Annotated in this window: 21 protein-coding genes and 1 pseudogene; 5 read left to right on the forward strand and 17 right to left on the reverse strand. The window is 60.5% G+C overall.

Annotated features, from left to right (window positions below; genetic code table 11):
- A pseudogene (locus UB90_RS01540) lies at positions 1–489 on the forward strand (polysaccharide biosynthesis/export family protein); the annotation flags it as partial.
- A gap of 6 nt (positions 490–495) precedes the next feature.
- Complete coding sequence (locus UB90_RS01545; RefSeq protein ID WP_065326486.1) at positions 496–2535, forward strand: capsular polysaccharide biosynthesis protein; 2040 nt, start codon at positions 496–498, stop codon at positions 2533–2535.
- A gap of 68 nt (positions 2536–2603) precedes the next feature.
- Here the strand turns inward: UB90_RS01545 and ribD are convergent, their stop codons facing one another.
- From ribD to UB90_RS01620, 15 genes are all read right to left on the reverse strand, one after another.
- A complete protein-coding gene (gene ribD, locus UB90_RS01550; RefSeq protein WP_074712558.1) occupies positions 2604–3704 on the reverse strand; it encodes a bifunctional diaminohydroxyphosphoribosylaminopyrimidine deaminase/5-amino-6-(5-phosphoribosylamino)uracil reductase RibD in 1101 nt (366 codons plus the stop codon).
- A 47-nt stretch (positions 3705–3751) separates the two neighbouring features.
- Complete coding sequence (gene nrdR, locus UB90_RS01555) at positions 3752–4219, reverse strand: transcriptional regulator NrdR (RefSeq protein ID WP_005627306.1); 468 nt, start codon at positions 4217–4219, stop codon at positions 3752–3754.
- 143 nt (positions 4220–4362) lie between these two features.
- Complete coding sequence (locus UB90_RS01560; RefSeq protein ID WP_065326484.1) at positions 4363–4794, reverse strand: secondary thiamine-phosphate synthase enzyme YjbQ; 432 nt, start codon at positions 4792–4794, stop codon at positions 4363–4365.
- Between the two features lie 4 nt (positions 4795–4798).
- Positions 4799–5257 carry a hypothetical protein gene (locus UB90_RS01565; protein ID WP_065322791.1) on the reverse strand — a complete coding sequence of 153 codons (459 nt, stop codon included), beginning with the start codon at positions 5255–5257 and terminating at the stop codon, positions 4799–4801.
- Positions 5258–5379: 122 nt separating this feature from the next.
- On the reverse strand, positions 5380–5673 hold the full coding sequence (locus UB90_RS01570) for a hypothetical protein (protein ID WP_065326483.1): 294 nt from the start codon (positions 5671–5673) through the stop codon (positions 5380–5382).
- A 209-nt stretch (positions 5674–5882) separates the two neighbouring features.
- Positions 5883–6350, reverse strand: coding sequence for a hypothetical protein (locus UB90_RS01575; protein WP_065326482.1), 468 nt, complete (start codon positions 6348–6350; stop codon positions 5883–5885).
- Positions 6351–6629: 279 nt separating this feature from the next.
- Positions 6630–8624, reverse strand: a complete 1995-nt coding sequence (rpoD, locus tag UB90_RS01580) for an RNA polymerase sigma factor RpoD (RefSeq protein WP_065326481.1) — start codon at positions 8622–8624, stop codon at positions 6630–6632.
- Positions 8625–8789: 165 nt separating this feature from the next.
- Positions 8790–10799 (reverse strand): DNA primase, encoded by a 2010-nt coding sequence (dnaG, locus tag UB90_RS01585; protein WP_065326480.1) that lies wholly within the window; start codon positions 10797–10799, stop codon positions 8790–8792.
- Positions 10800–10866: 67 nt separating this feature from the next.
- On the reverse strand, positions 10867–11226 hold the full coding sequence (locus UB90_RS01590; protein WP_065326479.1) for a hypothetical protein: 360 nt from the start codon (positions 11224–11226) through the stop codon (positions 10867–10869).
- A gap of 38 nt (positions 11227–11264) precedes the next feature.
- The gene (locus UB90_RS01595; RefSeq protein WP_406707414.1) at positions 11265–11822 is read right to left on the reverse strand and encodes a sarcosine oxidase subunit gamma; all 558 of its coding nucleotides are present in this window, start codon (positions 11820–11822) and stop codon (positions 11265–11267) included.
- Positions 11815–14760, reverse strand: a complete 2946-nt coding sequence (locus UB90_RS01600) for a sarcosine oxidase subunit alpha family protein (RefSeq protein ID WP_065326477.1) — start codon at positions 14758–14760, stop codon at positions 11815–11817. The genes UB90_RS01595 and UB90_RS01600 overlap by 8 nt, the downstream gene beginning before the upstream one ends.
- Entirely contained in the window at positions 14757–15035 is a 279-nt protein-coding gene (locus UB90_RS01605; protein WP_065326476.1) for a sarcosine oxidase subunit delta, read from the reverse strand. The genes UB90_RS01600 and UB90_RS01605 overlap by 4 nt, the downstream gene beginning before the upstream one ends.
- Positions 15036–15101: 66 nt before the next feature.
- Positions 15102–16367 carry a sarcosine oxidase subunit beta family protein gene (locus UB90_RS01610; protein WP_065326475.1) on the reverse strand — a complete coding sequence of 422 codons (1266 nt, stop codon included), beginning with the start codon at positions 16365–16367 and terminating at the stop codon, positions 15102–15104.
- A 422-nt stretch (positions 16368–16789) separates the two neighbouring features.
- Positions 16790–17524, reverse strand: coding sequence for a hypothetical protein (locus UB90_RS01615; protein ID WP_065326474.1), 735 nt, complete (start codon positions 17522–17524; stop codon positions 16790–16792).
- Positions 17525–17710: 186 nt separating this feature from the next.
- On the reverse strand, positions 17711–19141 hold the full coding sequence (locus tag UB90_RS01620; RefSeq protein WP_005634390.1) for a Glu/Leu/Phe/Val family dehydrogenase: 1431 nt from the start codon (positions 19139–19141) through the stop codon (positions 17711–17713).
- Positions 19142–19519: 378 nt separating this feature from the next.
- Here UB90_RS01620 and UB90_RS01625 point away from each other — a divergent pair, with 378 nt between their 5' ends.
- From UB90_RS01625 to UB90_RS01635, 3 genes are read left to right on the forward strand one after another with little or no spacing between them, the layout of a single operon-like run.
- Positions 19520–21271 (forward strand): pilus assembly protein TadG-related protein, encoded by a 1752-nt coding sequence (locus tag UB90_RS01625; RefSeq protein ID WP_065326473.1) that lies wholly within the window; start codon positions 19520–19522, stop codon positions 21269–21271.
- A complete protein-coding gene (locus UB90_RS01630) occupies positions 21268–21816 on the forward strand; it encodes a TadE/TadG family type IV pilus assembly protein (RefSeq protein ID WP_065326472.1) in 549 nt (182 codons plus the stop codon). The genes UB90_RS01625 and UB90_RS01630 overlap by 4 nt, the downstream gene beginning before the upstream one ends.
- Positions 21817–21819: 3 nt before the next feature.
- The gene (locus UB90_RS01635; protein ID WP_009176941.1) at positions 21820–22431 is read left to right on the forward strand and encodes a TadE/TadG family type IV pilus assembly protein; all 612 of its coding nucleotides are present in this window, start codon (positions 21820–21822) and stop codon (positions 22429–22431) included.
- 95 nt (positions 22432–22526) lie between these two features.
- Here UB90_RS01635 and UB90_RS01640 read toward each other — a convergent pair whose 3' ends face one another.
- Together UB90_RS01640 and UB90_RS01645 are read right to left on the reverse strand one after the other, a co-directional pair.
- Positions 22527–22982 (reverse strand): glyoxalase superfamily protein, encoded by a 456-nt coding sequence (locus UB90_RS01640; RefSeq protein WP_065326471.1) that lies wholly within the window; start codon positions 22980–22982, stop codon positions 22527–22529.
- Positions 22979–24373: an MATE family efflux transporter gene (locus UB90_RS01645; protein WP_065326470.1), complete on the reverse strand. Its 1395-nt coding sequence runs from the start codon at positions 24371–24373 to the stop codon at positions 22979–22981. The genes UB90_RS01640 and UB90_RS01645 overlap by 4 nt, the downstream gene beginning before the upstream one ends.
- Positions 24374–24603 lie beyond the last annotated feature (230 nt).

Consider the following 24603-nt stretch of genomic DNA (forward strand, 5'->3'; position numbering starts at 1 on the left):
AAGACCGGCACGATCTGGTTCGAGGATCTCTACGATCATCCCCAGCTCGATATTCCGCTGCGCAACGGCGACAAGATCCTCGTTGAGGGCGACACCCGTTCGTTCACCGCATTGGGGGCCACCGCCGCGCAGGCCCGCGTGCCTTTCGAGAGCCAGAACCTCTCCGCGCTGGAGGCCATCGCGCAGGTCGGTGGCCTGATTGCCACCGCGTCTGATCCGACCGGCGTCTTTGTGTTCCGCAATGAACCGGAGGAGATCTCCAATCAGGTGCTGGGCCGGGACGATCTGGTCGGCGCACAGCGCATGATCTACGTGCTGAACCTCACTCAGCCCAACGGTCTGTTCATCGCCCGGGACTTCGTGATCCGCGACGGTGACACCATCTATGTGACCGAAGCACCCTATGCCCAGTGGACCAAAACGCTGTCGCTTCTGACCAGCCCGCTGTCCACGGCCGCAAGTGTCGAGACCCTGTTCGGCGGCAGCTAAGCGCAGATGATGCAAGGGCCTTTGCCGCATCCGAACGAGACAAAAACCGGGAGCCAGCGCTCCCGGTTGTTTGTGTATAACGGCGGCTTTCTGACCCAATCCCGCGTGCGCCGTATCCTTGATCTAGCCGGGTATGACATCCGTCTTGGCCTACCCAAGGAGGGCGATCTGGTCGGCATCTGGGGCGACAGCCCCACCGCCCATCGCGGCAAGAAAATCGCCGAGGAGCATGGCGCGCCCTTGGTGCGGATTGAGGATGCATTCTTGCGCTCGGTGCATCCGGGTCGCAGCGGAGAGCCGCCGCTGGGCCTGCTGATCGACCGCACCGGCGTGCATTTTGACCCCTCCCTGTCGAGCGATCTGGTCACGCTGCTGAAAGACCATCCCCTAGATGACAGCGCCCTGATGAAACGGGCGCGCGATGCGATGGCGCGTTTGCAGGACGCACATCTGAGCAAATACAACGCCTTCCACCCTGATGTGCCACCGCCGGAGCCCGGCTATGTGCTGGTGGTGGATCAGTTGCGCGAGGATGCCTCTGTTAAGGCGTCCATCCCCTTTCCCGGTGCCGATCAGGGGCGGTTTCAGGAAATGCTCGCCTTTGCGCAGGAGGAAAACCCCGGCGCGCGCGTTCTTATTAAAACTCACCCCGAAACCACCAAGGGCCACCGCGCGGGTTATTTCGACGCGCGCGATACCAATGACCGGGTGGAGCTGTTTGACGCGCCGGTCTCGCCGCATTTGCTGCTGGAAGGCGCGGTCGGCGTCTATACGGTGTCGTCACAACTGGGGTTCGAGGCCATTCTGGCCGGTCACAAACCGCGCATCTTTGGCCAGCCGTTTTATGCAGGCTGGGGGCTGACGCAGGACGAGTTTCCCCCACCCGGCCGCCACCGTCGCCTGACCCGCGCGCAGCTTTTTGCGGCGGCGATGATACTCTATCCCACATGGTATGACCCCCATCACGACCGGCTGTGCCAGCTCGAACAGGTGATCGACTCGCTGGAGGCTCAGGTGCGGGCGTGGCGCGAGGACCGCGCGGGCTGGGCCGCATCGGAAATCCGCCTGTGGAAACGCGCGCCCTTGCAGCGGTTCTTTGGTCAGCACAAGCGCATGACCTTTACGGAAAAGACCAAGACCGCCAAGAAGAGCGGCAAGAACTGGATGGTCTGGGCCAGCAAGGCCACCAAGGACCACGCCGGGGCGCATCACCTGGAGGATGGCTTTCTGCGCTCGCGCGGGCTGGGGGCGGAACTGGTGCCGCCCTTGTCGCTGGTGCTGGACCGTCAGGGCATCTACTACGACCCCACCCGCCACAGCGATCTGGACGATCTGATCCGCGAGCGGGTGGCGCTGACACCGCAGCAGGAACGCCGAATTGAGGCGCTGGTGATGCGGCTGATCAAGCATGAGGTTACGAAGTATAACCTCGACGGCACGCTGCCGGATCTGCCCAAAGGCCACCGGGTGCTGGTGCCCGGTCAGGTCGAGGATGACGCCTCAATCGAGATGGGCGCGGGCAAGATCAACAGTAATATGAAGCTGTTGCAGGCGGTGCGCGCAGCACGCCCCAATGCGGTGGTGATCTATAAACCGCATCCCGATGTGGAGGCCGGCCTGCGCAAGGGGCGCATTAAATCCGCCGAGACCTGGGCCGATGTGGTGGCCGAACACGCCAACCCGGCGGCGCTGATTGACAGCGTCGATGAGGTCTGGACCATGACCTCGCTTCTGGGATTTGAAGCACTGCTGCGCCGGGTACCGGTGACCTGCGTGGGGCTGCCGTTTTATGCAGGCTGGGGGCTAACGCGGGATCGGCTGGAAGCGCCCCATTGGCGCGATGCACGCCCCGGTATTTTGGGGCTGGCCCATGCGGCATTGATTGATTATCCGCGCTATTTCGACCCGGTTTCAAACCTACCCTGTTCGCCAGAAGTGGCGGTGGATCGGCTGATTGCAGGCGATCTGCCATCGCCCGGTCCGATGAACCGCAGCCTGTCGAAACTGCAGGGTTTGTTTGCCTCATTTGCACCACTTTGGCGCTGAGCGAGGATGCGAGGCGCTGCCTCGCGCTCCGGGATATTTTTAAGAAGATGAAGAGGGGTGTTGTGGTCTCAACTTTGCGGTCGGCGCCAGCGGTGCAGGATGTCGGCGCCGACGGGGCGAGTTTCGATCAGCTCAAAGCGTGGGGCCTCTTTGAGGTGGCCGATGCCAAGCGCGCCAATGGACGGCAGGCCTTCGGCCCCAATGGCCAGCCCGGCACTAAAGCCGATCAGCTCATCCACCAGATCATGCGCCAAAAGGGTGGCGGCAAGTGCGCCACCGCCCTCGCAGAACACCCGTGTCAACCCGGCGCTGCCCAATTGGTCCAGTACGTCATGCGGATCAAGCTGGGTGCCCAGAGCATTGCAGGACAGAAGCTGCGCACCCAGCCCCTCCCATGCGCGCAGGCGTTCGGTATCAGCACCCGTTCCGTGGCATAGATAAAGCGGGATGTCCTTGGCGCTGCGGGCCAGTTGGCTCATCAAAGGCAGGTCAAGATGGCGAGAGACCACCACGCGGGCGGGCTGGTGATCAATGCCAAGATCGCGCACGGTGAGTGAGGGGTCATCGGCGCGCGCGGTGCCTGCGCCGACCATGACCGCGTCATGGCGCGCGCGCATCGCATGGACCATGCGGCGGGCCTCGGGGCCGGTGATCCACTGGCTCTGACCGGAGCCTGTGGCGATGCGCCCGTCAAAACTGGAGGCGAGTTTCAGCGTCACAAAAGGGCGGCCCTGTTCGGTTCTGAGAAAGAACCCCTCGTGGTCAAAACCTGCTTCCTCCGTGCGGATCCCGGTGGTGACTTTGATGCCCGCGGCGCGCAGCATTTCAAAGCCTTGTCCGCTGACGCGGGGGTCGCTGTCTTCGATCGCGGCGACCACGCGGGCGATACCTGCATCAATCAGCGCCTGCGCGCAGGGGGGTGTCTTGCCGTGGTGCGAGCAGGGTTCAAGGCTCACATATGCGGTGGCACCGCGAGCTGCTGCACCGGCCTGCGCAAGCGCCATAGGTTCGGCATGAGGGCGGCCACCGGGTTGGGTCCAGCCCCGCCCCACCACGCGACCCTGTTTTACGATGACGCAGCCCACAGCCGGGTTTGGCCATGTACGCCCCTGCCCCCGCCGCCCGAGCGACAGGGCAAGCCCCATAAACCGATGGTCGCTTTTGCTCACTGAATCAGACCTTTCGCCGGGCTATGCGCAGGCAGCAGGGCCGGGATTTACGTCTCGGGCGGCGCCGGGGGGCGCAGCTCGTGCACGAAGTCCTCAAAATCATCCGCCGCCTGGAAATTCTTGTAGACGCTTGCAAAGCGAACATAGGCGACAGTGTCGATGCGGGCCAGAGCCTCCATCACAATCTCGCCGATCTTCTTGGAGGCGATATCCGTCTCGCCCATGCTCTCCAGTCGGCGCACGATGCCGGAAATCATCTGATCGATACGCTCCGGGTCGACCGGGCGTTTCTGCATTGAGATGCGAATGGAACGTTCCAGCTTGTCGCGGTCGAAATCCTCGCGTTTGCCGTTGGTTTTGATCACCACGAGGTCGCGCAGCTGCACCCGCTCATAGGTGGTGAAACGGCCGCCACAGGCCGGGCAGAAGCGGCGTCGGCGGATCGAGACGTGATCCTCCGCCGGACGCGAGTCCTTAACTTGCGTATCGACATTTCCGCAAAATGGGCACCGCATCCTCGGGCTCCTCCCCTCGAGACAGATCGTTCTAGTGCGCAGGCTTGCGCATTTATCCACAACTATAGGGGAGCTGCTAGGATTTGGGTAGAGGGGAAATTCAACCCCAAGACCTTGGTTGGTTTCGCGCCTAGCTTATCGCTTTATCCGGTGAGATGCGCAAAGATACGGCGCTGATGCGGGGCGTCGCGGTGTTCAAAGAGGTAGATCCCCTGCCAGGTGCCCAGCACCATTTCGCCGCCCGAGACAGGGATCGACAGGCTCACCGGCATCATCGCCGCCTTGATATGGGCGGGCATATCATCCGGGCCCTCATAGGTGTGACGCAGGTAGGCCATGTCGGGATGCGTGGTCGGCGGCACGAGGCGCGCAAAAAAGGCGCTGAGATCGCTTTGCACATCGGGGTCGGCGTTCTCTTGTATCAGCAAAGAGCAGGAGGTGTGGCGCACAAAGAGTGTCAGCAGCCCCTGCGGGTGCGCGCAACCTGCCACAAAGGCGCGGATCTCGCGGGTGATCTCATAAAGACCCTGCCCGCGTGTCGGCTGGATGAATTCGCGCTGCTGCACGGCGGGCAACGCGTCAGAAGAAGAACAGCGGCTCGAGATCGCGGCAAAAGCTGTCGCCGCTGGAGACGCTGAAATTATCGCCGGGCTTAAAGCCAAAGGTATTGATAAACGGACGCTTTCCTTCGGCACTGGGCACGTGTGACAGGGTAAAGGTGACACTGTCGATGCGCCCGCTCACGGTGCTGGGGGCGCGCCCTTTGGCGACATAGATGTCCTGCGACCAGTCCGCGCCAAGGCGGCGACGGGCATATTCAGAGGCCGCGCACCAGTAGGCCGCCCCTTGCGCACCGATTTCCGGCACCACCTCGAAGCTTCCGTCATCGAGCGCGTAAATGCGGGCAAGCGCGCGGGACGAGAAATAATCCGCTTGTGGTCCAGTGCTTTGCAGATCGACACAGCCTGCCAGAGCAGCTGTCGCCGCAAGCGTTGAGAGCGTCAGGGCGCGTGTGGCAGAGCGAGAACGTGTGGGCATTGAAGGCATCCTTCTGGAGGGTTGCCCAGAATGTAGTGTAGCCCCGTGTCGGGGACAAGCCATCGCCTGCCCGCACACCCGACCTTACGGCCGCCCTTGCACACTCTCCGGCTGGAATGGGTTTAGCGACGCCCCGGGAACTGGATGATTTCCGCCGTGTGGCCGTTGCCCAGTGTTTTCTCCAAGAGATCGAGCGCCTTTGGATTGGGCCGCTCGCCGCCATCCACGCGATAATAGGCGCGCGCTTTTTGGCGCAGCATTTCGCGGGTCTCTTGCGGGCTCATGCGAATGAGCTCCTGTTCGTGCTCGCGCAGGGCCGACACCAGAAAGGAATTAACCTCTGTCATCGTGTCCAAAGCATCGAGCTTTTCGTCAAGCGCACCCAATGCGCTTTGCATTTCGTTGGTTCCACTCATGTTCACCCCCCGGTGTATGGCTTGAATGTATCACAAGCGCACGGGGTAGGAATAAATTATCGATTTCTTTAATCAATATTCTGACAGTGGTAATGGTTAACGAATTTGCCGAAATTGGTTAATAATATGTATGCCCAACACTGGCCACGGGCCAATTGGGCTGCCCCGGCTGGGATGCAGTTCAACCGCGCCTCTCAGACCAACACGCGTTACCGGCTTAACGATCCGGCCTCTTTGGCATCCCACAATGGCAACGGATAGCCTGCGTCGACGCTGCCCGGATCACACTCAAGCTGCGCCAGAGGCTCCTGCCCTTTTAGAACCGTAACGCCCCCGCTGAGCCCATCCCCCGGTTCGGAGAAGCGGTCGATACTGTAGTGGACGCGGTAAGAGGTCTCGCCATTATGAAAGGTGAAATCCTCCCAGATTTCGCGCCCGACACCGGGCCATGGGGTCATCTCCACCTCATCCACATGGCGCGCAAGCGCCAGATCCGGGCGTCGCTCTGCAGTGCCAAAGGCATAGGTCGCGTGATCGCCCATCAAACAGGTCTCAAGGTATTTCGCGCCCTCTTTGAGCGTACAGGACACCAGCGTAATAGACCCATCAGGGCAGGACAGCGCCGGGGTTGCAAAGAGGGTCGCAAGGATCGCGGCGCATTTGGTCACGGCTTTCATGGTTTTAAATACCTGTGTTGAGACGTCTTATATTAAATCACACGCAGCACATCAGTGCGCGCATCTAAATTACACAGAGATGAAACATCAGGGCCGAGATCATTTCAACTGTCCAAAAGGAACAAAACAGAGGGCCCGGCCTAAACCAGCCCGCCTATATAAGTCCGGCATTACGCTGCGATGAATGAAACCCCACACGACGCGCATAATATGCATTGCAACTATAGGTAGCCCTATAAAAAACGCCCCCTTGCGGGGGCGCTTTTATCATCATGGGTCTTACTGATCGAGGAAGCTGCGCAGTTTGCGGCTGCGGCTTGGATGCTTCAGCTTCCTGAGCGCCTTGGCCTCGATCTGACGGATCCGTTCGCGGGTCACGCTGAACTGCTGGCCAACCTCTTCGAGCGTGTGGTCGGTGTTCATGCCGATGCCAAAACGCATCCGCAGAACCCGTTCCTCGCGTGGGGTGAGCGAGGCCAGAACCCGTGTGGTGGTTTCCTTGAGGTTTTCCTGAATGGCGCTGTCCAAGGGCAGCACGGCATTCTTGTCCTCGATGAAATCGCCCAGCTGGCTGTCTTCCTCGTCCCCGATGGGAGTCTCGAGAGAGATCGGCTCCTTGGCGATTTTCATCACCTTGCGGACCTTCTCGAGCGGCATTTGCAGCTTTTCGGCCAGTTCTTCCGGCGTCGGCTCGCGGCCGATTTCATGCAGCATCTGACGACCGGTGCGGACCAGCTTGTTGATGGTCTCGATCATATGCACCGGAATACGGATGGTGCGCGCCTGATCGGCAATGGAGCGGGTGATCGCCTGACGAATCCACCACGTCGCATAGGTCGAGAACTTATAGCCGCGACGGTATTCGAACTTGTCCACCGCCTTCATCAGGCCGATGTTACCTTCCTGAATGAGATCGAGGAACTGCAGACCGCGGTTGGTGTATTTCTTGGCGATGGAGATCACGAGGCGCAGGTTGGCCTCGACCATTTCCTTCTTGGCCTGACGGGCCTCTTTTTCACCTTTTTGCACCTGCTGCACGATGCGGCGGAATTCCGAGATGTCCAGACCGACGTACTGACCGACCTGCGCCATATCTGAGCGCAGCTCTTCAACCTTGTCGGTGGAGCGTTCGATGAACATCTGCCAGCCGCGACCGGGCTTTTCACCCATTTCCGCCAGCCAGTTCGGATCGAGTTCACGACCACGGTACGCTTCGACAAATTCCTTGCGGTTGATGCGGGCCTGATCCGCCAGCTTCACCATGGCACTGTCGATCTGCATGACGCGGCGGTTGATGCCATAAAGCTGGTCGATCAGCGCCTCGATGCGGTTGTTGTGCAAGTGCAGACCGTTCACCAGTTCCACGATCTCAGACCGCAGCTGCTGGTACTTGGCCTCATCGTCCTTGGAGAACGAGCCGTCCTCGTTAAGGGTCGCGGAGATCCGCAGATCCTGCATTTCCGACAGCGTCACAAAGTCGTTGGAGATGCGCTCCAGCGTCTCCAGTACACGATCCTTCAGCGCCGCTTCCATGGCCGCAAGGGACATGTTGGCCTGATCCTCATCGTCGTCGTCATCGTCGTCGTTGTTGAGGATCGGGTTGCCGTCGGCGTCAAGCTCAGGGCCGGAGTCCTTTTCAGGCTTGGCCGCACCGGACACCGCCGAAGGGTCCACCACCGGCTCTGCCACATCGCCCTCTTCATCCATCTGGTTGCCAAAGGTGGCCTCCAGATCAATGACGTCGCGCAGCAGAATATCCTCGGAGAGGAGTTCGTCGTGCCAGATGGTGATCGCCTGGAAGGTCAGCGGGCTTTCGCAGAGCCCGAGGATCATGGTGTTGCGACCGGCCTCGATGCGCTTGGCGATGGCAATCTCGCCCTCGCGCGACAAAAGCTCCACGCTGCCCATCTCGCGCAGGTACATGCGCACCGGATCGTCCGTACGATCCAGCTTCTCGGTCCCGGTTCCGGCGACGGCAACCTCGCGGTTGGATTCCGTCGTCACCAGTTCCGTGGTGCCTTTGTTCTCTTCTTCCTCGGCGTCTTCATCTTCAATGATGTTGATGCCCATTTCCGACAGCATGGACATGACGTCCTCGATCTGTTCGGAGGAGACCTGATCCGGCGGCAAAACCTGATTGAGCTGATCGTAAGTGATGTAGCCCTTCTCACGGGCTTCGGCGATCATCTTCTTGACTTGCGCCTGGCTCATGTCGAGCGAGATTTCGGCGTCCTGATCGTCAGGCTTGCGGTCGTCAGTATCTTTGGCGGCCATTCAATGCTCCTCTAAGGGGCTGCGGGCGATTCGGGTGGAGCGAATCTTTAGAGCGCTCTCGTGATTCGTCACCCCGTTTACCCAATTTTTCTGTAGGCTTCTTTAGCAAAACGTCACATCGCGGCGTCGCGGCCACAGTTGGCAGTGCGATTCGCGGCTGATTCGTCACTTGCTGTTGAAACCGATTCGCTTGAGCAGGTCCCCGAAGGCATCGCGCTCATCCCGATTGAGCCGCGCCCCGTTTTCACCCACATCATAAGTTGCCTTATCCTCATTTTCACTGCGCACAGCCCGGTTGCGGGCCTCTGCCGCCTGACGCAAACGCCAGGTCAGGGCCTCATCCGCCAGACCGTCCAGATCCTCCTCGGCTTCCGCCAGTTCGGCATTGAGCCCCGCGATGCTCTCGAGTTTTGCGAATTCCTCGGCCAGAGTCAGGCTGGCCATGTCTAGGTCGCCGGGTTTTCGCACGCAGGGGCTAATAGCCACATGGCGCAGCGACAGGAGGTTTTCAAGGGCATCCGGCCCAAGAGCATAGGCAATTTCATCGCGCAGTCGCTCTGGTGCATCGATTCCATAGCGCAAAACCAGATCGCGCAGGTGGGCGTGATCCATGTCCTGACACTGCATGCGCTCCAGATTGATCTCAAACTCCGGGATCACCGTTGGCGTGGTGATTGCGGTGGCGAGGATCACCGCCTCGCGCACACGGGCAAAATCCTGTTCCTCAGAGGAGGCCACCATCGACGCCCGCGTGGTGCTGCGCGGGGGCGGTGGTGCGCCCCATGGCGTACGGCTGCCATCGCGAAACCCGCCCTGAACGCGGGAGCCCGATTTGTAACCGCCATACCGCTGGCCATAGCCGGTGCCCCCCTGCCCGCCGCCGCCACGCTGACCACGAAAGAGCTGAAAGCGCAGCTCCTTGATGTCTTCGGCGTAGTGCAGCCTGATGGAGGGATCGCGGATCAGTTTGATCTTTTCGCGCAAGGATTTGTCCAATGCCGCCTTGCGTTCGGGGCTGTCAAAGACGCGCCCTTCGGTCTCGCGCCGCCACAGCAACTGCACCATCGGGATCGCCTGATCCAGCACCGTCTGCACCGCCTCTGGCCCCTCAGCGCGGATCAGGTCGTCCGGGTCCTTGCCCTCGGGCATGATGGCAAACCGCAGGCTCTTGCCAGCCTCCAGCAAGGGCAGCGCCATGTCGATCAGCCGCATCGCCGCGCGCAGACCGGCGGTGTCCCCATCCAGCGCAATCACCGGCTCGTCCGACATCCGCCACAGCAAATGCAGCTGATTATCCGTCACCGCCGTGCCCAGAGGCGCCACGGCAGAGGCAAACCCGGCCTCAGACAGCGCGATCACATCCATATAGCCTTCGGCCACGATCAGCGTGCTGCCCCGCCCCGAGGCCGCCCGCGCAGGCCCGTGGTTGTAAAGGTTGCGCCCCTTGTCAAACAGCTCGGTTTCCGGCGAGTTCAGGTATTTGGCATTGTCATTGGGGTCCATGGCGCGGCCCCCGAATGCAATGGCGCGGCCCCGCGCATCGCGGATCGGGAACATGATCCGGTTGCGAAACACATCATAGGGTTTGCCGCCCTTGTTCGAGGGTTTGGCCAGCCCCGCACCAAGAATCAGATCGTCGGCGACATCCTTGCCCTTGAGCGCATCCCAGAGGTTTTGCCAGCCATCGGGGGCAAAGCCGATCTCCCAGCGGTCCAGCGCCGCCGGATCGAGCCCCCGCCGCGCCAGATAGGCGCGCGCCTCGCTCGCGGCTTGGGTTTTGAGTTGCAGGCGGAAGTAGTGCACCGCCTGTTCCATCACCTCGGCCAACTGCGTGCGACGGTCCTGTTTCTCGGCCGCCTTGGGGTCGCGCTTGGGCATCTCAAGGCCCGCTTCGCCCGCGAGGATCTCCACCGCCTCCATGAAGGAGACATTCTCCGTCTCCTGCACGAATTTCAGCGCATCGCCCTTGGCGTGACAGCCAAAGCAGTAATAAAACCCCTTGCGGTCATCCACATGAAAAGATGCGGTTTTTTCATGGTGAAAGGGGCACGGAGACCACATGTCGCCCTTGCCCGGCTGGCTTTTGCGCTGATCCCACATGACCTTGCGCCCGACCACGTCAGACAGGCTCACACGGGTGCGCAATTCATCAAGGAATCCGGGCGGCAGCGACATTCACAAAGGGTCCAGTTGTGTGCAAGGGAGCGGCCCTCTCCGGGGGCCGCTCAAACGCAGGTTCAGATCAGTTTCCAGAGAGGTTTTTCTTCATTTCCTGGATCTGATCCCAGTTTTGCACGCATTGGGTCTCGAACACATCGCCAAGGTCGACGTTTTTCAGATCGCGGCGCTTCATCTGATAGACATGCTGGGTGAGCTGCGGGATCGCATTGGAGAAATTCTCCGGCCACTCAGGGTTGCTGGCGCGGATGGTCTCTTCGACCTTGCCCTCGGGCACCCGGTCCAGACGCGCGGCTTGCACGGCGGCCATCACCTGCCCCTGATATTTGCAGCTTTCCTCCTTGCCGAGGTCTGCGGCAGCAACTGCGGGGTTGGCGAAGAGGGGCGCGGCCACAAGTGCGGCTGCGAAGATGTTGCGGATCATGGATCAGCTCCGGAATCAGTTTCGTGATCCCCGTTAATCTAGCCCCGTGCCGCCACGGCTTCCATGGCTCTTTTCAGATCGTGAACAAGCGTGTCTGCAAATGATCGGAACACCATGATTTGCAAGGCTTTTGGCCCGATCCGTGTGATCGACGCCATCATGTGTTGCAACTCCGTGCGTGCGGTGTGGCCGCGTTTGAACACCTGAGGCCGCAGATCAATGGGCACCAGACGGGCCATCACCTCCTCGGCGTGCGCGCCCTCCAGCCGCACCACCGCCCAGCCATCGCTAAGGTCGGTGAGCGCGGCATGCGCCGCCAGTTTGGGATCGGCCACGGGGCCGACCAGCAGCGCCTGCGCCCGGCCAAACCAGATCGCGCGGGCCTCCGCATTGCCGGTGGCGCGGTTGGGCGCGGGAAACCCCATGCCGTGTGCGGCGTTCAACGCATCGCTCAGCGGTTTTTCCTGCCCCTTGTAGGGCGCGATCAGGGTCATGGCGGCGGGTGTGTCTTCTGTGAGGGTCACATCACCAATGGTCAGCGGCAGCAGCCCCGCGCAGGGGGATTTTGCGGCAAGTTGCATCTCAGTCTCAGCCACGAACGCGCCCTCCCTCGGGGTCAAAGAACACAGGGTTCACCACTTCGCACAGGGTGTCGATGCCCCGCGTGTGATCCACCAGCCGGATGGTATCGCCCATCCGGTCCGGCCCGCCCGACAGCATCGCCAACCCGATCATATGTCCCAGCGTCGGCGAGAACCCCACCGAGGTCACATAGCCAAGGTCATTGACCCGCTCCACCGTGGCGTCCGGGTCAAACAGATGTGCCCCGGCGCTCAGCGCCTGCATCGCGCCCACGGGTTTGAGGCCCACAAGCCGCATCCGGTCGTCATCCATCAGCCCGTCCCGTTCCGACAAAGCCTTGCCCCAGCAGGATTTCTTTTTCGAGACCAGCCCCTGCATGCCAAGGTCAAAAGCGGTGACGGTGCCGTTGATCTCAGAATGGGTGATAAAGCCCTTCTCGATCCGAAGCACATTCAGCGCCTCCATCCCGTAAGGACCACCGCCGAGGGGATCCGCCCGCTCCAGCAGCAGGCGATAGAGCGCCTCGCCGTAGCGCGCGGGCACCGCGATCTCATAGGCGTGCTCGCCCGAAAACGAGATCCGGAACAGCCGCCCGGCCACGCCCGACACGGTGATCGCCCCGCAGGCCATGAAGGGGAAGGTCTCACTGTTGACGTCCTCATCCACCAGCGCGTCGATCAGATCGCGCGCCTTGGGACCGGCCACCGAGAACTGCGCCCATTGATCGGTGACGGACGTGAACCGCACATCAAAATCCGGGCGCACCACCTGCGTCAGATATTCCAGATGCGCCATCACCTGCCCCGCCGCCGCGGTGGTGGTGGTCATCACATAGTGGTTTTCCCCCAGCCGCGCGGTGGTGCCATCATCCATGACAAAGCCGTCTTCGCGCAGCATCAGACCATAGCGCACGCGCCCCAGCTTCAGCGTGGAAAACAGATTGGTATAGACCAGATCCAGCAGCTTTGCCGCATCCGGTCCCTGAATGTCGATCTTGCCCAGCGTCGAGACATCGCAGACGCCCACCGCATTGCGCACCATGGTGACCTCGCGATCACAGGATTGCCGCCAAGTGCTCTCGCCGTCCTTGGCGAAATAGCTGGCGCGATACCACAGGCCGACCTCGATATTGGCCGCACCACGCTGCAGCGATGCCTTATGCGAGGTCAGATAGCGCTGCGGCATAAATCCCTGATCCTCGGCCCCTGCCCCCATCGCGGCAATGGACGTGGGCACAAAAGGCGGGCGGAAGGTGGTGACACCGGTTTCCGCAATGCTGCGCCCGGTGGCATCGGCCAGCACCGCCAATGCGGCCACGTTGGAGTTCTTGCCCTGATCGGTGGCCATGCCTTGGGTGGTGTAGCGCTTCATATGCTCGACCGAGCGGAAGTTCTCCCGCGCCGCCTGCGCCACATCCTTGACGGTGACGTCGTTCTGGAAATCCAGCCACGCCCGCCCCTTGCCCGGCACCGCCCACAAGGGGCTGATCCGGTAGGGCGCATCGCTGGCCTCTGGCAAGGGCACAGCGTCAACCGATGTGCCGATGCCGGCCAATGCGGTGATCGCCGCCTGTGCGCCGTCCTGCAAGGCACCATAGGTGGAAAACACCCCATTGGCGGCCCCTGCGACCACCATGCCCGGCACCGCATCCGGTTTTGGCAGGAACGCCGCCAGCTCCCGGTTCCACTCCGGGCGCGCGCCCATGTGGCAGGTCAGATGCACCGAGGGGTTCCAGCCGCCAGAAACGGCCAGACAATCGGTTTGCAGCTTTTCCTCGCCATTGACGCTGCGGATGGTGACGCTCTCCAGCCGGTGCCGCCCGGCGCTGTCACAAATCATCGCGCCCTTGATGACGGGGAATTCGCCACTATCTGGCGCGTCATGACGGCTGTCGATCACGGCGGTGACATGCACGCCCTCCGCCACCAGATCCCGCGCGGTGCGATGGGCGTCATCGTTGTTGGCAAATACGGTGATCCGCTCGCCCGGGGCCACCCCCCAGCGATTGAGATAGGCCCGCACCGCCCCCGCCATCATGATGCCGGGGCGGTCGTTGTTGCGAAAGGCGATGGGGCGCTCAATGGCCCCCGCCGCCAGCACCGAGGCTTTGGCGGCGATGCGCCAGAAACACTCGCGCGGGCGATGCGCGGTCTTCAGGGACTGGCTCGGCGGCAGGTGGTGCGAGACCCGCTCCAGCGCCGAATAGGTGCCGTGATCGTAGACGCCGGTGACCGCGGTGCGCGGCATCAGGCGCACGTTGTCCATGGCCTCCAGCTCCGCCAGAGCCTCTGCTACCCAGACATGCACAGGCTTGCCGTCGACCTCCTCAACCTCGGCCAGAAGACGCCCGCCCATGCGGCTGTCGTCCTCAGCGAGGATCACATCCGCCCCCGCACGCCCCGCCGTCAGTGCGGCCATCAGCCCGGCCGGGCCAGACCCGATCACCAGCAGGTCACAAAAGGCAAAGGCCTTCTCGTAAGGGTCCTTGTTGGCCGCCCCGGACAAGGCCCCAAGCCCCGCCGCGCGCCGGATGATCGGCTCATAAAGCTTCTCCCACAGGGGCGCGGGCCACATGAAGGTCTTGTAATAAAACCCCGCCCCAAGAAAGGGCGCGGCCAGGTCATTCACCGCCATCACATCGCGCTCGACCGAGGGCCAGCAGTTCTGGCTCTGTGCCGCCAGCCCCTCAAACAACTCCTGCTGGGTGGCGCGGATGTTTGGATCTCGCGCAGCACCCTTGCCGGTGCTGACCAGCGCGTTCGGCTCTTCAGAACCTGCGGTCAGGATGCCACGCGGACGGTGATATTTAAACGACCGCCCCACCAGATGCACATCATTGGCCAAGAGAGCCGAGGCCAGCGTGTCGCCTTCCAGCCCCATGTAATCCTTGCCATTAAACGAAAAATTGACGGTCCGATTGTGCGAGACCAGCCCCTTGCCCGCGATCCTCATGACCTGTCCTCCTTGATCACAAGGCCCGCGTCCTGCGCAAGCTCAACAGCCAAAATCTCATGAGATACGGTGTTGCGACGGACCTTCAACCACGCCCCGCAGCCCATCGCGTGCTGCCAAAGCTCCTCATGCGGCCCGGCGGGGTTTTCACGCAGATGCACATGCGCGTCCCATTCCGCCACTCCAGAGTCCAAGGCAGGCACCGGCAAGGCCGCGCCCTTATAGGTGAACTCGCGATGATCGCGCGCGCCGCACAGCGGACAGGTGATCCTCATGACAACCGCCCCTTCATCTTCTTAAAAATATCCCCGCCGGAGGCTCCCCAGCTGCGCGACAGGCGCTTAGTGCAGATTATGTTGCGCACCGGTGCCCTCCTCATCCATCAGACCATAGCCGCTGCGGAACCGGTCCAGCTTGAACCGGGTGGCCGCCTCATGCGGGCGACCGGTGGCGATCAGATGCGCAAAACAATCCCCCGAGGCGGGCGTCGCCTTAAAGCCCCCGTAGCACCAGCCCGCATTGAGATAGAGACCGTCAATCGGTGTCGTATCAATAATGGGCGAGCCATCCGGCGTCATATCCATGATGCCGCCCCAGCTGCGCAGCAGCCGCGCCTTGGTCACCGCGGGCACCATGGCGGTGATCGCCTCCATAACATGTTCCTGCGTTGGCAGATTGCCGCGCGCCGCATAAGAGCTGTAGAAATCCAGATTGCCGCCAAACACCAACCCGCCCTTATCGGACTGGCTGATATAAAGATGCCCGGCGGCAAAGGTGATGACGTGATCGATCACCGGCTTCAGCCCTTCAGAGACAAAGGCCTGCAACACGTGGCTCTCGATGGGCAAGGTCAGCCCGGCCATCGCCGCCACCTGCCCCGAGCGCCCCGCCGCCGCCAGCGCCACTTTCTTGGCTTTGATCGGGCCGCGCGCGGTCTGCACACCGGTCACCTTGCCCCCTTCGACATCAATGCCGGTGACTTCGCAGTTCTGGATCAGATCGACGCCATATTGATCCGCACCGCGCGCAAAGCCCCAGGCCACCGCGTCATGGCGTGCCGTCCCCGCTCGGCGCTGCAGCAATGCGCCCATGATGGGAAAGCGGTTGTTGTCATAGTTCAGGAACGGCACCAGTTTCTTCAGCTGGTCACGATAGAGGATCTCTGCATCGTCGCCCTGATTGATGATGGAATTGGCGCGGCGCACGGCGGCGTCGCGCTGGCCATCGTTGTGAAACACATTCAGGATGCCGCGCTGGGACATCATGGCGTTATAATTGAGATCCTGCTCCATCCCCTCCCAGAGCTTCAGGGAATGGGAATAAAACTCCGAGTTGCCGGGCAGGTAGTAATTGGCGCGCACAATGGTGGTGTTGCGCCCGACATTGCCGCCGCCGATGTAGCCTTTTTCAAGCACCGCAATATTCCGGAGGCCATGTTCCTTGGCGAGGTAGTAGGCCGTGGCCAGCCCGTGGCCACCACCGCCCACGATAACCACATCATATTCGCGCTTCGGCTCCGGGTCGCGCCAATGGGCGGTCCAGCCCTTATTGCCGGTTAGCCCTTCTTTTAATACGCGCCAGCCGGAAAATTTTCCCGAAAACCCCATGGCCCACTCCCCAAACGGTGTCTCGACGTTGCGCTGCAGGAATACACAACGCACCCTCTGTGCCAAGTGCTAGCGGGTTTGAACCATGAGTCCTAGTCCGTACGCGACAAAGCAGCAGCCGATTGCCGCAGATGGGCACGAACTGGGCAGTTATGTCCAGTGCTTCTTCAGCCAGAAATGCGAGGCCTCCGATCATTTTCGCGCGTCTAACCGAAAAAGACTGAAAAGTTATCGGCGGCCACCGAAGGCTGACTGCGGCTCGGAACAGTCGCCACTCGGGCTAGGTTCGGTTTGGGCACAGAGGACTGCAGTATAGAATCTATCCCGCTCCCACACGCTGGGAAGGGGCGTCGAGATTGAACGCAGTTCCGAAACAGGTTTAACCGCTAAAGGGTCTTTTATGAAGTTCTGAGACTGAGTACTCAGCTTCTGTCTGGCAAAAGCTTGTCTAAAAACAGCCTGTCACTCGCGCGGCCTGCAATATCGATCAAAACACCTGATAAAAGGTCATTGGCGTCATGCAACCATACAGCCGCAAAGCCACCATCGTTACTCGTGCTTGCGACAAAGATACGGTGCCTGTCCGGGGGGATCTCCAGCCAACGGGCAAAGTGTGGTTTTTCCTGCAAGAAGGGGCTTATCCAATCAAAGCTATCGCCTCTTCCTGCGTCCAGTTCATAATCCGTCAAACGCGTAAAAGCTTGGCCCGCTTCAATATTGCCGATGCCCAGACTCGCCGAGTCCACACTGAAACCCAATTCAGTTCCACGTGTGAAAGGCCTGTTTCCATTCGCTTCGAGCCATACGAGTCCATTGGTGTGATCATGAAACCCTTTGTGGTCCAAACCAGATTCAAGAACCCAAATATGCAATTCGACAGCTTCAACACTTGCCGTATGGCGCATGTGGTAATCAGAACCGCACGCAGGATCGGACACAAATAGTTCCTGACTTGGCACGGCAAGAACGCCCAGATCTTTCCATACAAAATCTCGCTCTGAGACCTCTTTCAGCCACGCTCGTGCAGCGGAGGGCTCTTCAGAATCTGGGTCCGGCACAAAACCGCTTGAGGGCTTGCCCACTTCTGTCTCAGATGCGCTGTTAGATTTGTCTTTGCGCCCAAATATACTCTCAAATGCTGTTTTCAGTAATTTCACTTCAAGCCTCCTAAATGCATTCAAATCAATGATACCTTGAAGTCCTGACTGTCACGCAGCCCTCTGCCAGTGAGGGCGCGATGACGGTCAAGTGGTCGAGAAGCAGCATCGCCTTCCCCCATCTGCTTCAAAACAAAAACGGCGGGATGACACCCGCCGTTTCCATTGATTGCGATAGGGTTCGCCTCAGAGGCCCTTGGCGCGATAGCTTGCGGCCACTTTGCCGATGGAGACCAGATAGGCAGCGGTGCGCAGGTCAGAGACATCGTCACGCTCGTGCCAGACTTCGCGCATGGACTGATAGGCAATGCGCATGGTGTCATCGAGACCCGAACGCACCAGCTCCAGTTCGCCCGCGCCGCGGAGGTATTTCTCCTTGAACTTGGGATCGAGCGTCCAGGCTTTGCCCATGCTCTCCGAGAGCATTTCAAGCTGGTCGACCACAAGCTGGTGGCGCGCCTCTTCCTGACGGCGCTGCATGCGGCCAAACCGGATGTGCGACAGGTTCTTGACCCACTCAAAGTAAGAGACCGTCACACCACCGGCGTTGGCATACATGTCAGGAATGATCACCGTGCCTTTTTTGCGCAGGATCTCATCCGCGCCTGCGGTCACAGGACCGTTTGCCGCCTCGATGATCAGCTTGGCCTTCACGTTTTCGGCGTTGGAGAGGTTGATCACCCCCTCAAGCGCCGCCGGGATCAGGATGTCGCATTCTTCTTCGAGGTATTTGGCACCGTCCTTGATGTAGCGCCCGGTGGGGTAGCCATCGACGCCGTCGTGCTTTTCAATCCACGCGCGCAGATCCTCGATGTCAAAGCCGTTTTCGTCAAACAGCCCGCCATCGCGCTCAATCACGCCGACGATTTTACAGCCGTCTTCCTCAGAGAGGAATTTGGCCGCGTGATAGCCCACGTTGCCGAGACCCTGCACAATGACGCGTTTGCCATCCAGCGTGCCGGAGAGACCGGCTTTGGCCTTGTCTTCCTCGTAGCGGAAGAATTCCTGCAGCGCATATTGCACGCCGCGACCGGTGGCTTCGACCCGGCCAGCGATGCCGCCTGCGTTGAGCGGCTTGCCGGTGACACAGGCGCGGGAGTTGATGTCGGTGGTGTTCATGCGGGCGTATTGGTCCGCAATCCACGCCATCTCACGCTCGCCAGTGCCCATGTCGGGGGCGGGCACGTTCTGCGACGGGTTGATCAGGTCGCGCTTGGCCAACTCATAGGCAAAGCGGCGGGTGATCAGTTCCAGTTCGTGTTCTTCATATTGGCGCGGGTCGATGCGCAGACCGCCCTTGGAGCCACCAAAGGGTGCCTCGACCAGCGCGCATTTGTAGGTCATCAGCGCCGCCAGCGCCTCCACTTCGTCCTGGTTCACACCCATGGCATAGCGGATACCGCCCTTCACGGGTTCCATATGTTCGGAGTGGACCGAGCGATAACCGGTGAACGTATGCATTTGACCGCGCAGGCGCACGCCGAAACGCACCGTGTAGGTGGCGTTACAAACGCGGATCTTCTCCTCAAGTCCAGGCGGCAGGTCCATCAGCGCCACCGCGCGGTTGAACATGAGATCCACACTTTCGCGGAAGCTGGGTTCTTTGAGATTGCTCATGGGATGATCCCCGTCCTTCTGAAACGACTCAAGCAGTTACTATGCGCCCCATCTATGCAGAGAACGTTACCAACTGCGACCGGTATTCCCCGATTTTGCACAAATTTTTGGCAGTTTGTGAACTTTTTCGAAAACGAATCGTTAATGGCCCTGCTCACGCTCAGGCGGGCCACGGCGGGATTGTTTCTATGTTGCAAACAACCCCTCAGACACCCAGCGGATTAAGCTCAAACTTTCACTAGAAACGCCAATTTAGGCGGGATTTCGCCCCAGTTCAGCCACCTTCGTCAACGAATAATAAAGAGTATTTTCATGTCCGCGTGCCTGCGCCTGCCTGTTGTGCGCCCCGCGCCCGCTGACCGAAGGAAAGAATGAACTATGAAGGTAAGCTTCTGGACTTCATCTGCCTTGACCGGACCGCAGCCGCGCCTGGGCTTTGTTGACGAATTGCGCGCGTTTCGCAGTGACGAAAGTGGTGTTCTCGCCAAGCCGATGATCATGATCCTCGTCTTGATGTTCGCGTTAGGCGGTCTGGGGATGGACCTTGTGCGCATGGAGCGCGACCGGACCAATCTGCAATATACGCTGGACCGTGCGGTGCTGGCGGCGGCCGACCTCGACCAGCCGCTGGACCCGGAAGCGGTGGTGATCGACTACATGTCGAAATCGGGTCTGGGTGAATATACAACCGTGGTTGTGCCCGAGGTCTCGCCCACCGCCAAGCGCGTCAAGGCAAGCGTGGACACCGAATTCACCGCCGGGTGGATGAACAGCATCTTCTACGAAGACTACATGCGCAATCCAGACACCTATGAGCTGGAGCCGATTACACTGCCGCTGCTGGCGTCCTCGACCGCGGTGGAGAGCATCGGCAATGTGGAGATCTCTCTGGTGCTCGACGTCTCGGGTTCCATGCGCAGCAACAATCGTCTGGTGAACCTGAAACGCGCCGCCAAGGAGTTCGTCCAGACCATGGACGACAACACCGAAGACGGCAAAATGTCGATCTCGATCGTACCCTATTCGACCCAAGTGTCGATGCCTGCGGCCTTTCTTGATGAGATGCGTGTCAGCGATGAGCACAGCTATTCGAATTGCATCAACTTCGATGGCTCCGATTTCAGCACGACGGGCCTCAATCTGTCGCGCGAATATGAACGCACGATGCACTTCAGCGTCTGGAACTACTATGACTACCGCGACGACGATGAGCATGTGCGTCAGCCGACCTGTGCCTCTGACGCGGATAATCCAGAGCGCACGGCGCTGTTGATGTCAGACAACGTGGCACAGCTGCAAAACTATATCGATGCCTTTGAGCATTCCGAGAACACATCCATCGATCTGGGCATGAAATGGGGAACCGCGCTGCTGGACCCCTCCGTGCAGCCGATTATCGCCACGCTTGCGAATGACGCCAACCCGAACCAGTCGATTGAAGCCCGCTACGCCAATCGCCCGGTATCCTATCAGGACACCGAAACGCTGAAGGTCATCGTAATGATGACCGATGGTCAAAACACCGCGCAATATTACATCAAGAACGACTACCGCGAGGGTTTGACGCCAGTTTGGTACAACCCTGAAGAGAATGTATATTCCACCTACGATCCCAACCGGTACGGAAGCGATAAGTACTATTGGCACCAAACTGGAGAGTGGGAAGATCACCCCTATGGCAATGGCACCTATCAAGAGACGTATTGCGACGGCAGAGAGTATTACGGCAGATGTTATGACGGCTCTTGGAAGACGAGGACCGTGGATGAACCCGGTGAAGCCCTGCAACTCAGCTACGCTGACCTCTTTGCCGAGACCTCTTTGCGATATCTCTACAGAGACCTCTTTGGCGATTGGATGAGCAACGCCAGCTGGTATTGGTACAACCGCCTCTATAGCTACGTCGGCGACAGCACCAAAGACTCCCGCACATTGGCGGTCTGTGATGCCGCTAAAGAGAAGGGGATCGTGGTCTTCACCATCGGTTTCGAAGCCCCCTGGAGAGGTCAGCAAGTCCTGCAACAATGTGCGAGCTCCGCGTCCCACTACTATGATGTGGACGGGCTGGAGATCTCAGACGCCTTCGCATCGATCGCCTCTGCGATCCGCCAACTGAGGCTGACAGAATGATCTATCGAACCTCTATACCTGCACTGGTCCAAAAGTTCCGCCGCAACGAGGATGGCAATGCGACCATCGAGTTTGCAATCCTCTTCCCGCTGATGCTGATGATGCTGTTTGCCGCGGTTGAGTTGGGTATGATCAACTACCGCCAGATCATGCTGGATCGCGCCATGGATATGACGGTGCGAGACATCCGGCTCGGCACCGGTGGCGATATGCAGCATGACGATATCCGCGACACCATTTGTGCCCGCTCGGGTTTTATCAAAATGGCGGAATGCAATGTGTCGCTGAAGCTGGAGATGGTGCGTCTGGACCCGTTCAACTGGGGTGGCATCCCACCACAAGCCGACTGCGTCGACAGCATCGAGGAAGCCGATCCGTTGATCAACTTCACCAATGGTGGCTCTAACGACCTGATGTTCCTGCGCGCCTGTGCCAGTGTCGATGTGCTCTTCCCGAATTGGGGTCTTGGTGACGCGTTGCAGAAAGACGAAGGCGGGCGCGTGAACCTCTATGCGTCCAGTGCGTTTGTTCAGGAGCCTCAGTGACCCATGTTCAGAAAAATCACACATAAGTTACAAGAGTTTCGCCGCAAAGAAGATGGCAATATCGCCCTTGAGGCCGCGCTGTATCTGCCGCTTTTGCTTGGGGTCTTTGCGGCGACCTACACGCTGTTTGACCTGTTCCGGCAGGAAACCGTCAACAGCAAAGCCGCCTATACCGTATCGGACCTGATTTCCCGAGAGACAGCCGCGCTGAACGATGACTACATCGACAGTATCTATACGCTGGGCAAGCTGATGGCGCGGGCGGGTTCTGATATGTCGATGCGGGTCTCGGTGATCCGCTGGGATGCGGACGATGATCGCCATTATGTGGATTGGTCGGTGGAACGTGGCGATCAGATGGAGATCTGGACCGACGCCAATGTGACCGCACTCAACAACAAATTGCCCCTCATGCCCGATCAGGAACGGGTCATCGTGGTGGAAACGTGGAACGATGTGGAGCCTGCCTTCAGGCTTGAGGCGATCGGGGTTGGCAAACGCGAGATCTATAACCTCGTCTTCACCCGCCCCCGCTTTGCATCACAGGTGGCGTTTGAAGGCTCCGTGGTCAGCGATGGCTCTGTACATGACGACGACGATAACGCCGGCACGTGAGGTGATCTGTTGACGCAGCCTGTTTCGTCAGGCTGAGGCCGCCGCTCCTTTTGGAGCGGCGGCCTTGCGTTTTAATGACCAGTTTAGCGTTCTGTTTATGCCTGAGTGTGTCCGCCGTAGACCCCCAGCACCAGATGCGGCACCCCGTCAGAGGTCTTTTCCCGACTGTAGCCCTCTGGTCCCACAACGGCCCTGATCCGGCGGCGCAGGTTTGAAAACCGCTCGGATGTGACCACGTCGACGGGGTGATCCAGTTCAAGCTCCAGCTGCACCCAACCGGGACGCCCCTCGGCGGGGATGGCGCGCAGGATGCGGGCGGTGAACGGCTGCGACAGGTAGTGGCCGCTCACGTGATCACCCGTTGCATAGCTGCGCGCCTCGGACTGCGCCAATGTGGCGACGCAGGCGTTCCAATCGCGAAACCCCAGCTGCTGTGCGACATGTTCGAGCGCCGCGCTATGGCTACGTATCTCGCCCGCCTGCGCCCGTTCCTTGCGCCATGCGCGCGCCAAAGCCTTGGCCTCAGAAAGGCTTGGGAGAGGCTGTCTCATGAGTTGCCCTCCGAAGCGCGGGTGGGGGCTGCATATCGCCGTCGGCCGTGTCTGCGCCGCAGGTCAACCAACACCGACAGTGTGAGCAACAGCAGCGCCGCCTCCGCCAGAGGGGCGGCCAGCCAGATGCCTGTCTCTCCGAAATATGCTGCCAGCACGAAGGTCAGCGGGATCGAGAAGAGATAGGGTTTTGCCAGCCCCAAGAGTGCCGCCCGCGCCGCATCTCCGATGGCCTGAAAATGCATCGCCACCATCATCAGCGGCCCCGCCAGCACGAACAACCCGCCAAGGATCGGCAGAATGCGCGCAACCTGCGCGATGACGCCGGGGTCCGCAACAAACCAGCCCGCGATCTGCGCCGCACCCAAGCTGAGCGTCGCCTGTGTCACCGCGCAGTAGATCAGCGCAATCCAGATGGCGAGCCGGAGGCTTTGACGCGCCCGCAGCCCCTCACCCGCACCATAGAGATTGCCGGTGATGCTCTGCATTGCATGCGACAGCCCCAGAAGCGGCAGGAAGGTGAAGGTCAAAAGCCGGGTGATCACCCCATACGCGGTGAGGGTCTTTGCGTAATCTGGTGCCTCCACCCATTGCAGCGCCGCCATGATCGCCGCCGACCCCAAGGCGATGCCGATGAAATTGAGGCTTTGTGGCGCGCCGAGCGCCAGCATGCGCCCCCACCCTGCAATTAGGCTCTGTTGCCACAGGGTCGCAGGGCGCAGCACGGTATTGCCGCGCAACCGGAACCCGAGGATCAGCGCGAGCGCCAAGGCCTGCGCCAGAGCGGTGCCCAGCGCCGAACCTGCCACGCCCAGTTCGGCTTTGGCGATCAGCAAATAGTTGAAGGCGATGTTGGAGAGCGAGACCACAAGGCTCATCAGCGCCATCAGCCCGGCGCGGCCCTCGTTGCGTAGCGCGTCGGAGTTGACCGACAGCACAAACAACAGCGGCGTGCAGCCCACGGTGATGCGCAGGTAGGTATGGCCCATGGCGGCCAGTGTGGCATCGCCCCCGGCAGCGGCCTGCGTCACCGCATCGCCCCAGAGCACAAAGGCCACCATCAGCGCCACCGCAACCGCCAGCGCCAGCCCGTGCGCCCCGGCATAATCCGCTTGCGCCGCTGGCACATCACCCGCACCGAGGTGCCTGGCAAGGCGGCTCGACATGCCGCTGGCCACCAGCGTCGCCAGCGCCACCACCAGCATATAGGCGGGAAACATCAGGGTGACGGCGGCCAGCGCCTCCGGCCCGACGAAATGCCCCAGAAACAGCGCATCGGCCACCGTGAGACACCCGTTCATCCCCATCACAAAGATGATGGGCAAAGCGGTTTTGGCATAGGTCGGACCCAATCGTCCGGTCAAAAAATGGTTGGTGGGGGAAGACGTCATATCCCCGATCTCCTCTTGCAAGTGTCGCGCAAGAACAGGATGGAGCCCGCATTACCACCCGCGCGATATGCGTGGAGGATGATCGATAGACAGAGATGTCCGCAGAACTTCACCAAGGCCAAAGGCCCGCGGGCGGCGGGGGTCTGCTCCCCTGCGCTATCGGATAGGCGGTGTCTTGAGGTGCGTCAAGTCCCGATGATCGCACCATTGGTCGCGTTCCCTCAGCCGCG

This window comes from Tritonibacter mobilis, assembly GCF_001681715.1.
Classification (GTDB): Bacteria; Pseudomonadota; Alphaproteobacteria; order Rhodobacterales; family Rhodobacteraceae; genus Epibacterium; species Epibacterium mobile.

What these genes read in the sequence shown, in the direction of transcription:
- UB90_RS01570 (WP_065326483.1), bottom strand. Translation starts at nt 5,673, where the DNA reads ATGAGTGGAACCAACGAAATGCAAAGCGCATTGGGTGCGCTTGACGAA.
- UB90_RS01635 (WP_009176941.1), top strand. Translation starts at nt 21,820, where the DNA reads ATGTTCAGAAAAATCACACATAAGTTACAAGAGTTTCGCCGCAAAGAA.
- UB90_RS01610 (WP_065326475.1), bottom strand. Translation starts at nt 16,367, where the DNA reads ATGGGGTTTTCGGGAAAATTTTCCGGCTGGCGCGTATTAAAAGAAGGG.
- UB90_RS01565 (WP_065322791.1), bottom strand. Translation starts at nt 5,257, where the DNA reads ATGCCCACACGTTCTCGCTCTGCCACACGCGCCCTGACGCTCTCAACG.
- UB90_RS01620 (WP_005634390.1), bottom strand. Translation starts at nt 19,141, where the DNA reads ATGAGCAATCTCAAAGAACCCAGCTTCCGCGAAAGTGTGGATCTCATG.
- UB90_RS01575 (WP_065326482.1), bottom strand. Translation starts at nt 6,350, where the DNA reads ATGAAAGCCGTGACCAAATGCGCCGCGATCCTTGCGACCCTCTTTGCA.
- UB90_RS01640 (WP_065326471.1), bottom strand. Translation starts at nt 22,982, where the DNA reads ATGAGACAGCCTCTCCCAAGCCTTTCTGAGGCCAAGGCTTTGGCGCGC.
- UB90_RS01630 (WP_065326472.1), top strand. Translation starts at nt 21,268, where the DNA reads ATGATCTATCGAACCTCTATACCTGCACTGGTCCAAAAGTTCCGCCGC.
- nrdR (WP_005627306.1), bottom strand. Translation starts at nt 4,219, where the DNA reads ATGCGGTGCCCATTTTGCGGAAATGTCGATACGCAAGTTAAGGACTCG.
- dnaG (WP_065326480.1), bottom strand. Translation starts at nt 10,799, where the DNA reads ATGTCGCTGCCGCCCGGATTCCTTGATGAATTGCGCACCCGTGTGAGC.
- UB90_RS01590 (WP_065326479.1), bottom strand. Translation starts at nt 11,226, where the DNA reads ATGATCCGCAACATCTTCGCAGCCGCACTTGTGGCCGCGCCCCTCTTC.
- UB90_RS01625 (WP_065326473.1), top strand. Translation starts at nt 19,520, where the DNA reads ATGAAGGTAAGCTTCTGGACTTCATCTGCCTTGACCGGACCGCAGCCG.
- rpoD (WP_065326481.1), bottom strand. Translation starts at nt 8,624, where the DNA reads ATGGCCGCCAAAGATACTGACGACCGCAAGCCTGACGATCAGGACGCC.
- UB90_RS01605 (WP_065326476.1), bottom strand. Translation starts at nt 15,035, where the DNA reads ATGAGGATCACCTGTCCGCTGTGCGGCGCGCGCGATCATCGCGAGTTC.
- UB90_RS01600 (WP_065326477.1), bottom strand. Translation starts at nt 14,760, where the DNA reads ATGAGGATCGCGGGCAAGGGGCTGGTCTCGCACAATCGGACCGTCAAT.
- UB90_RS01645 (WP_065326470.1), bottom strand. Translation starts at nt 24,373, where the DNA reads ATGACGTCTTCCCCCACCAACCATTTTTTGACCGGACGATTGGGTCCG.
- UB90_RS01545 (WP_065326486.1), top strand. Translation starts at nt 496, where the DNA reads ATGATGCAAGGGCCTTTGCCGCATCCGAACGAGACAAAAACCGGGAGC.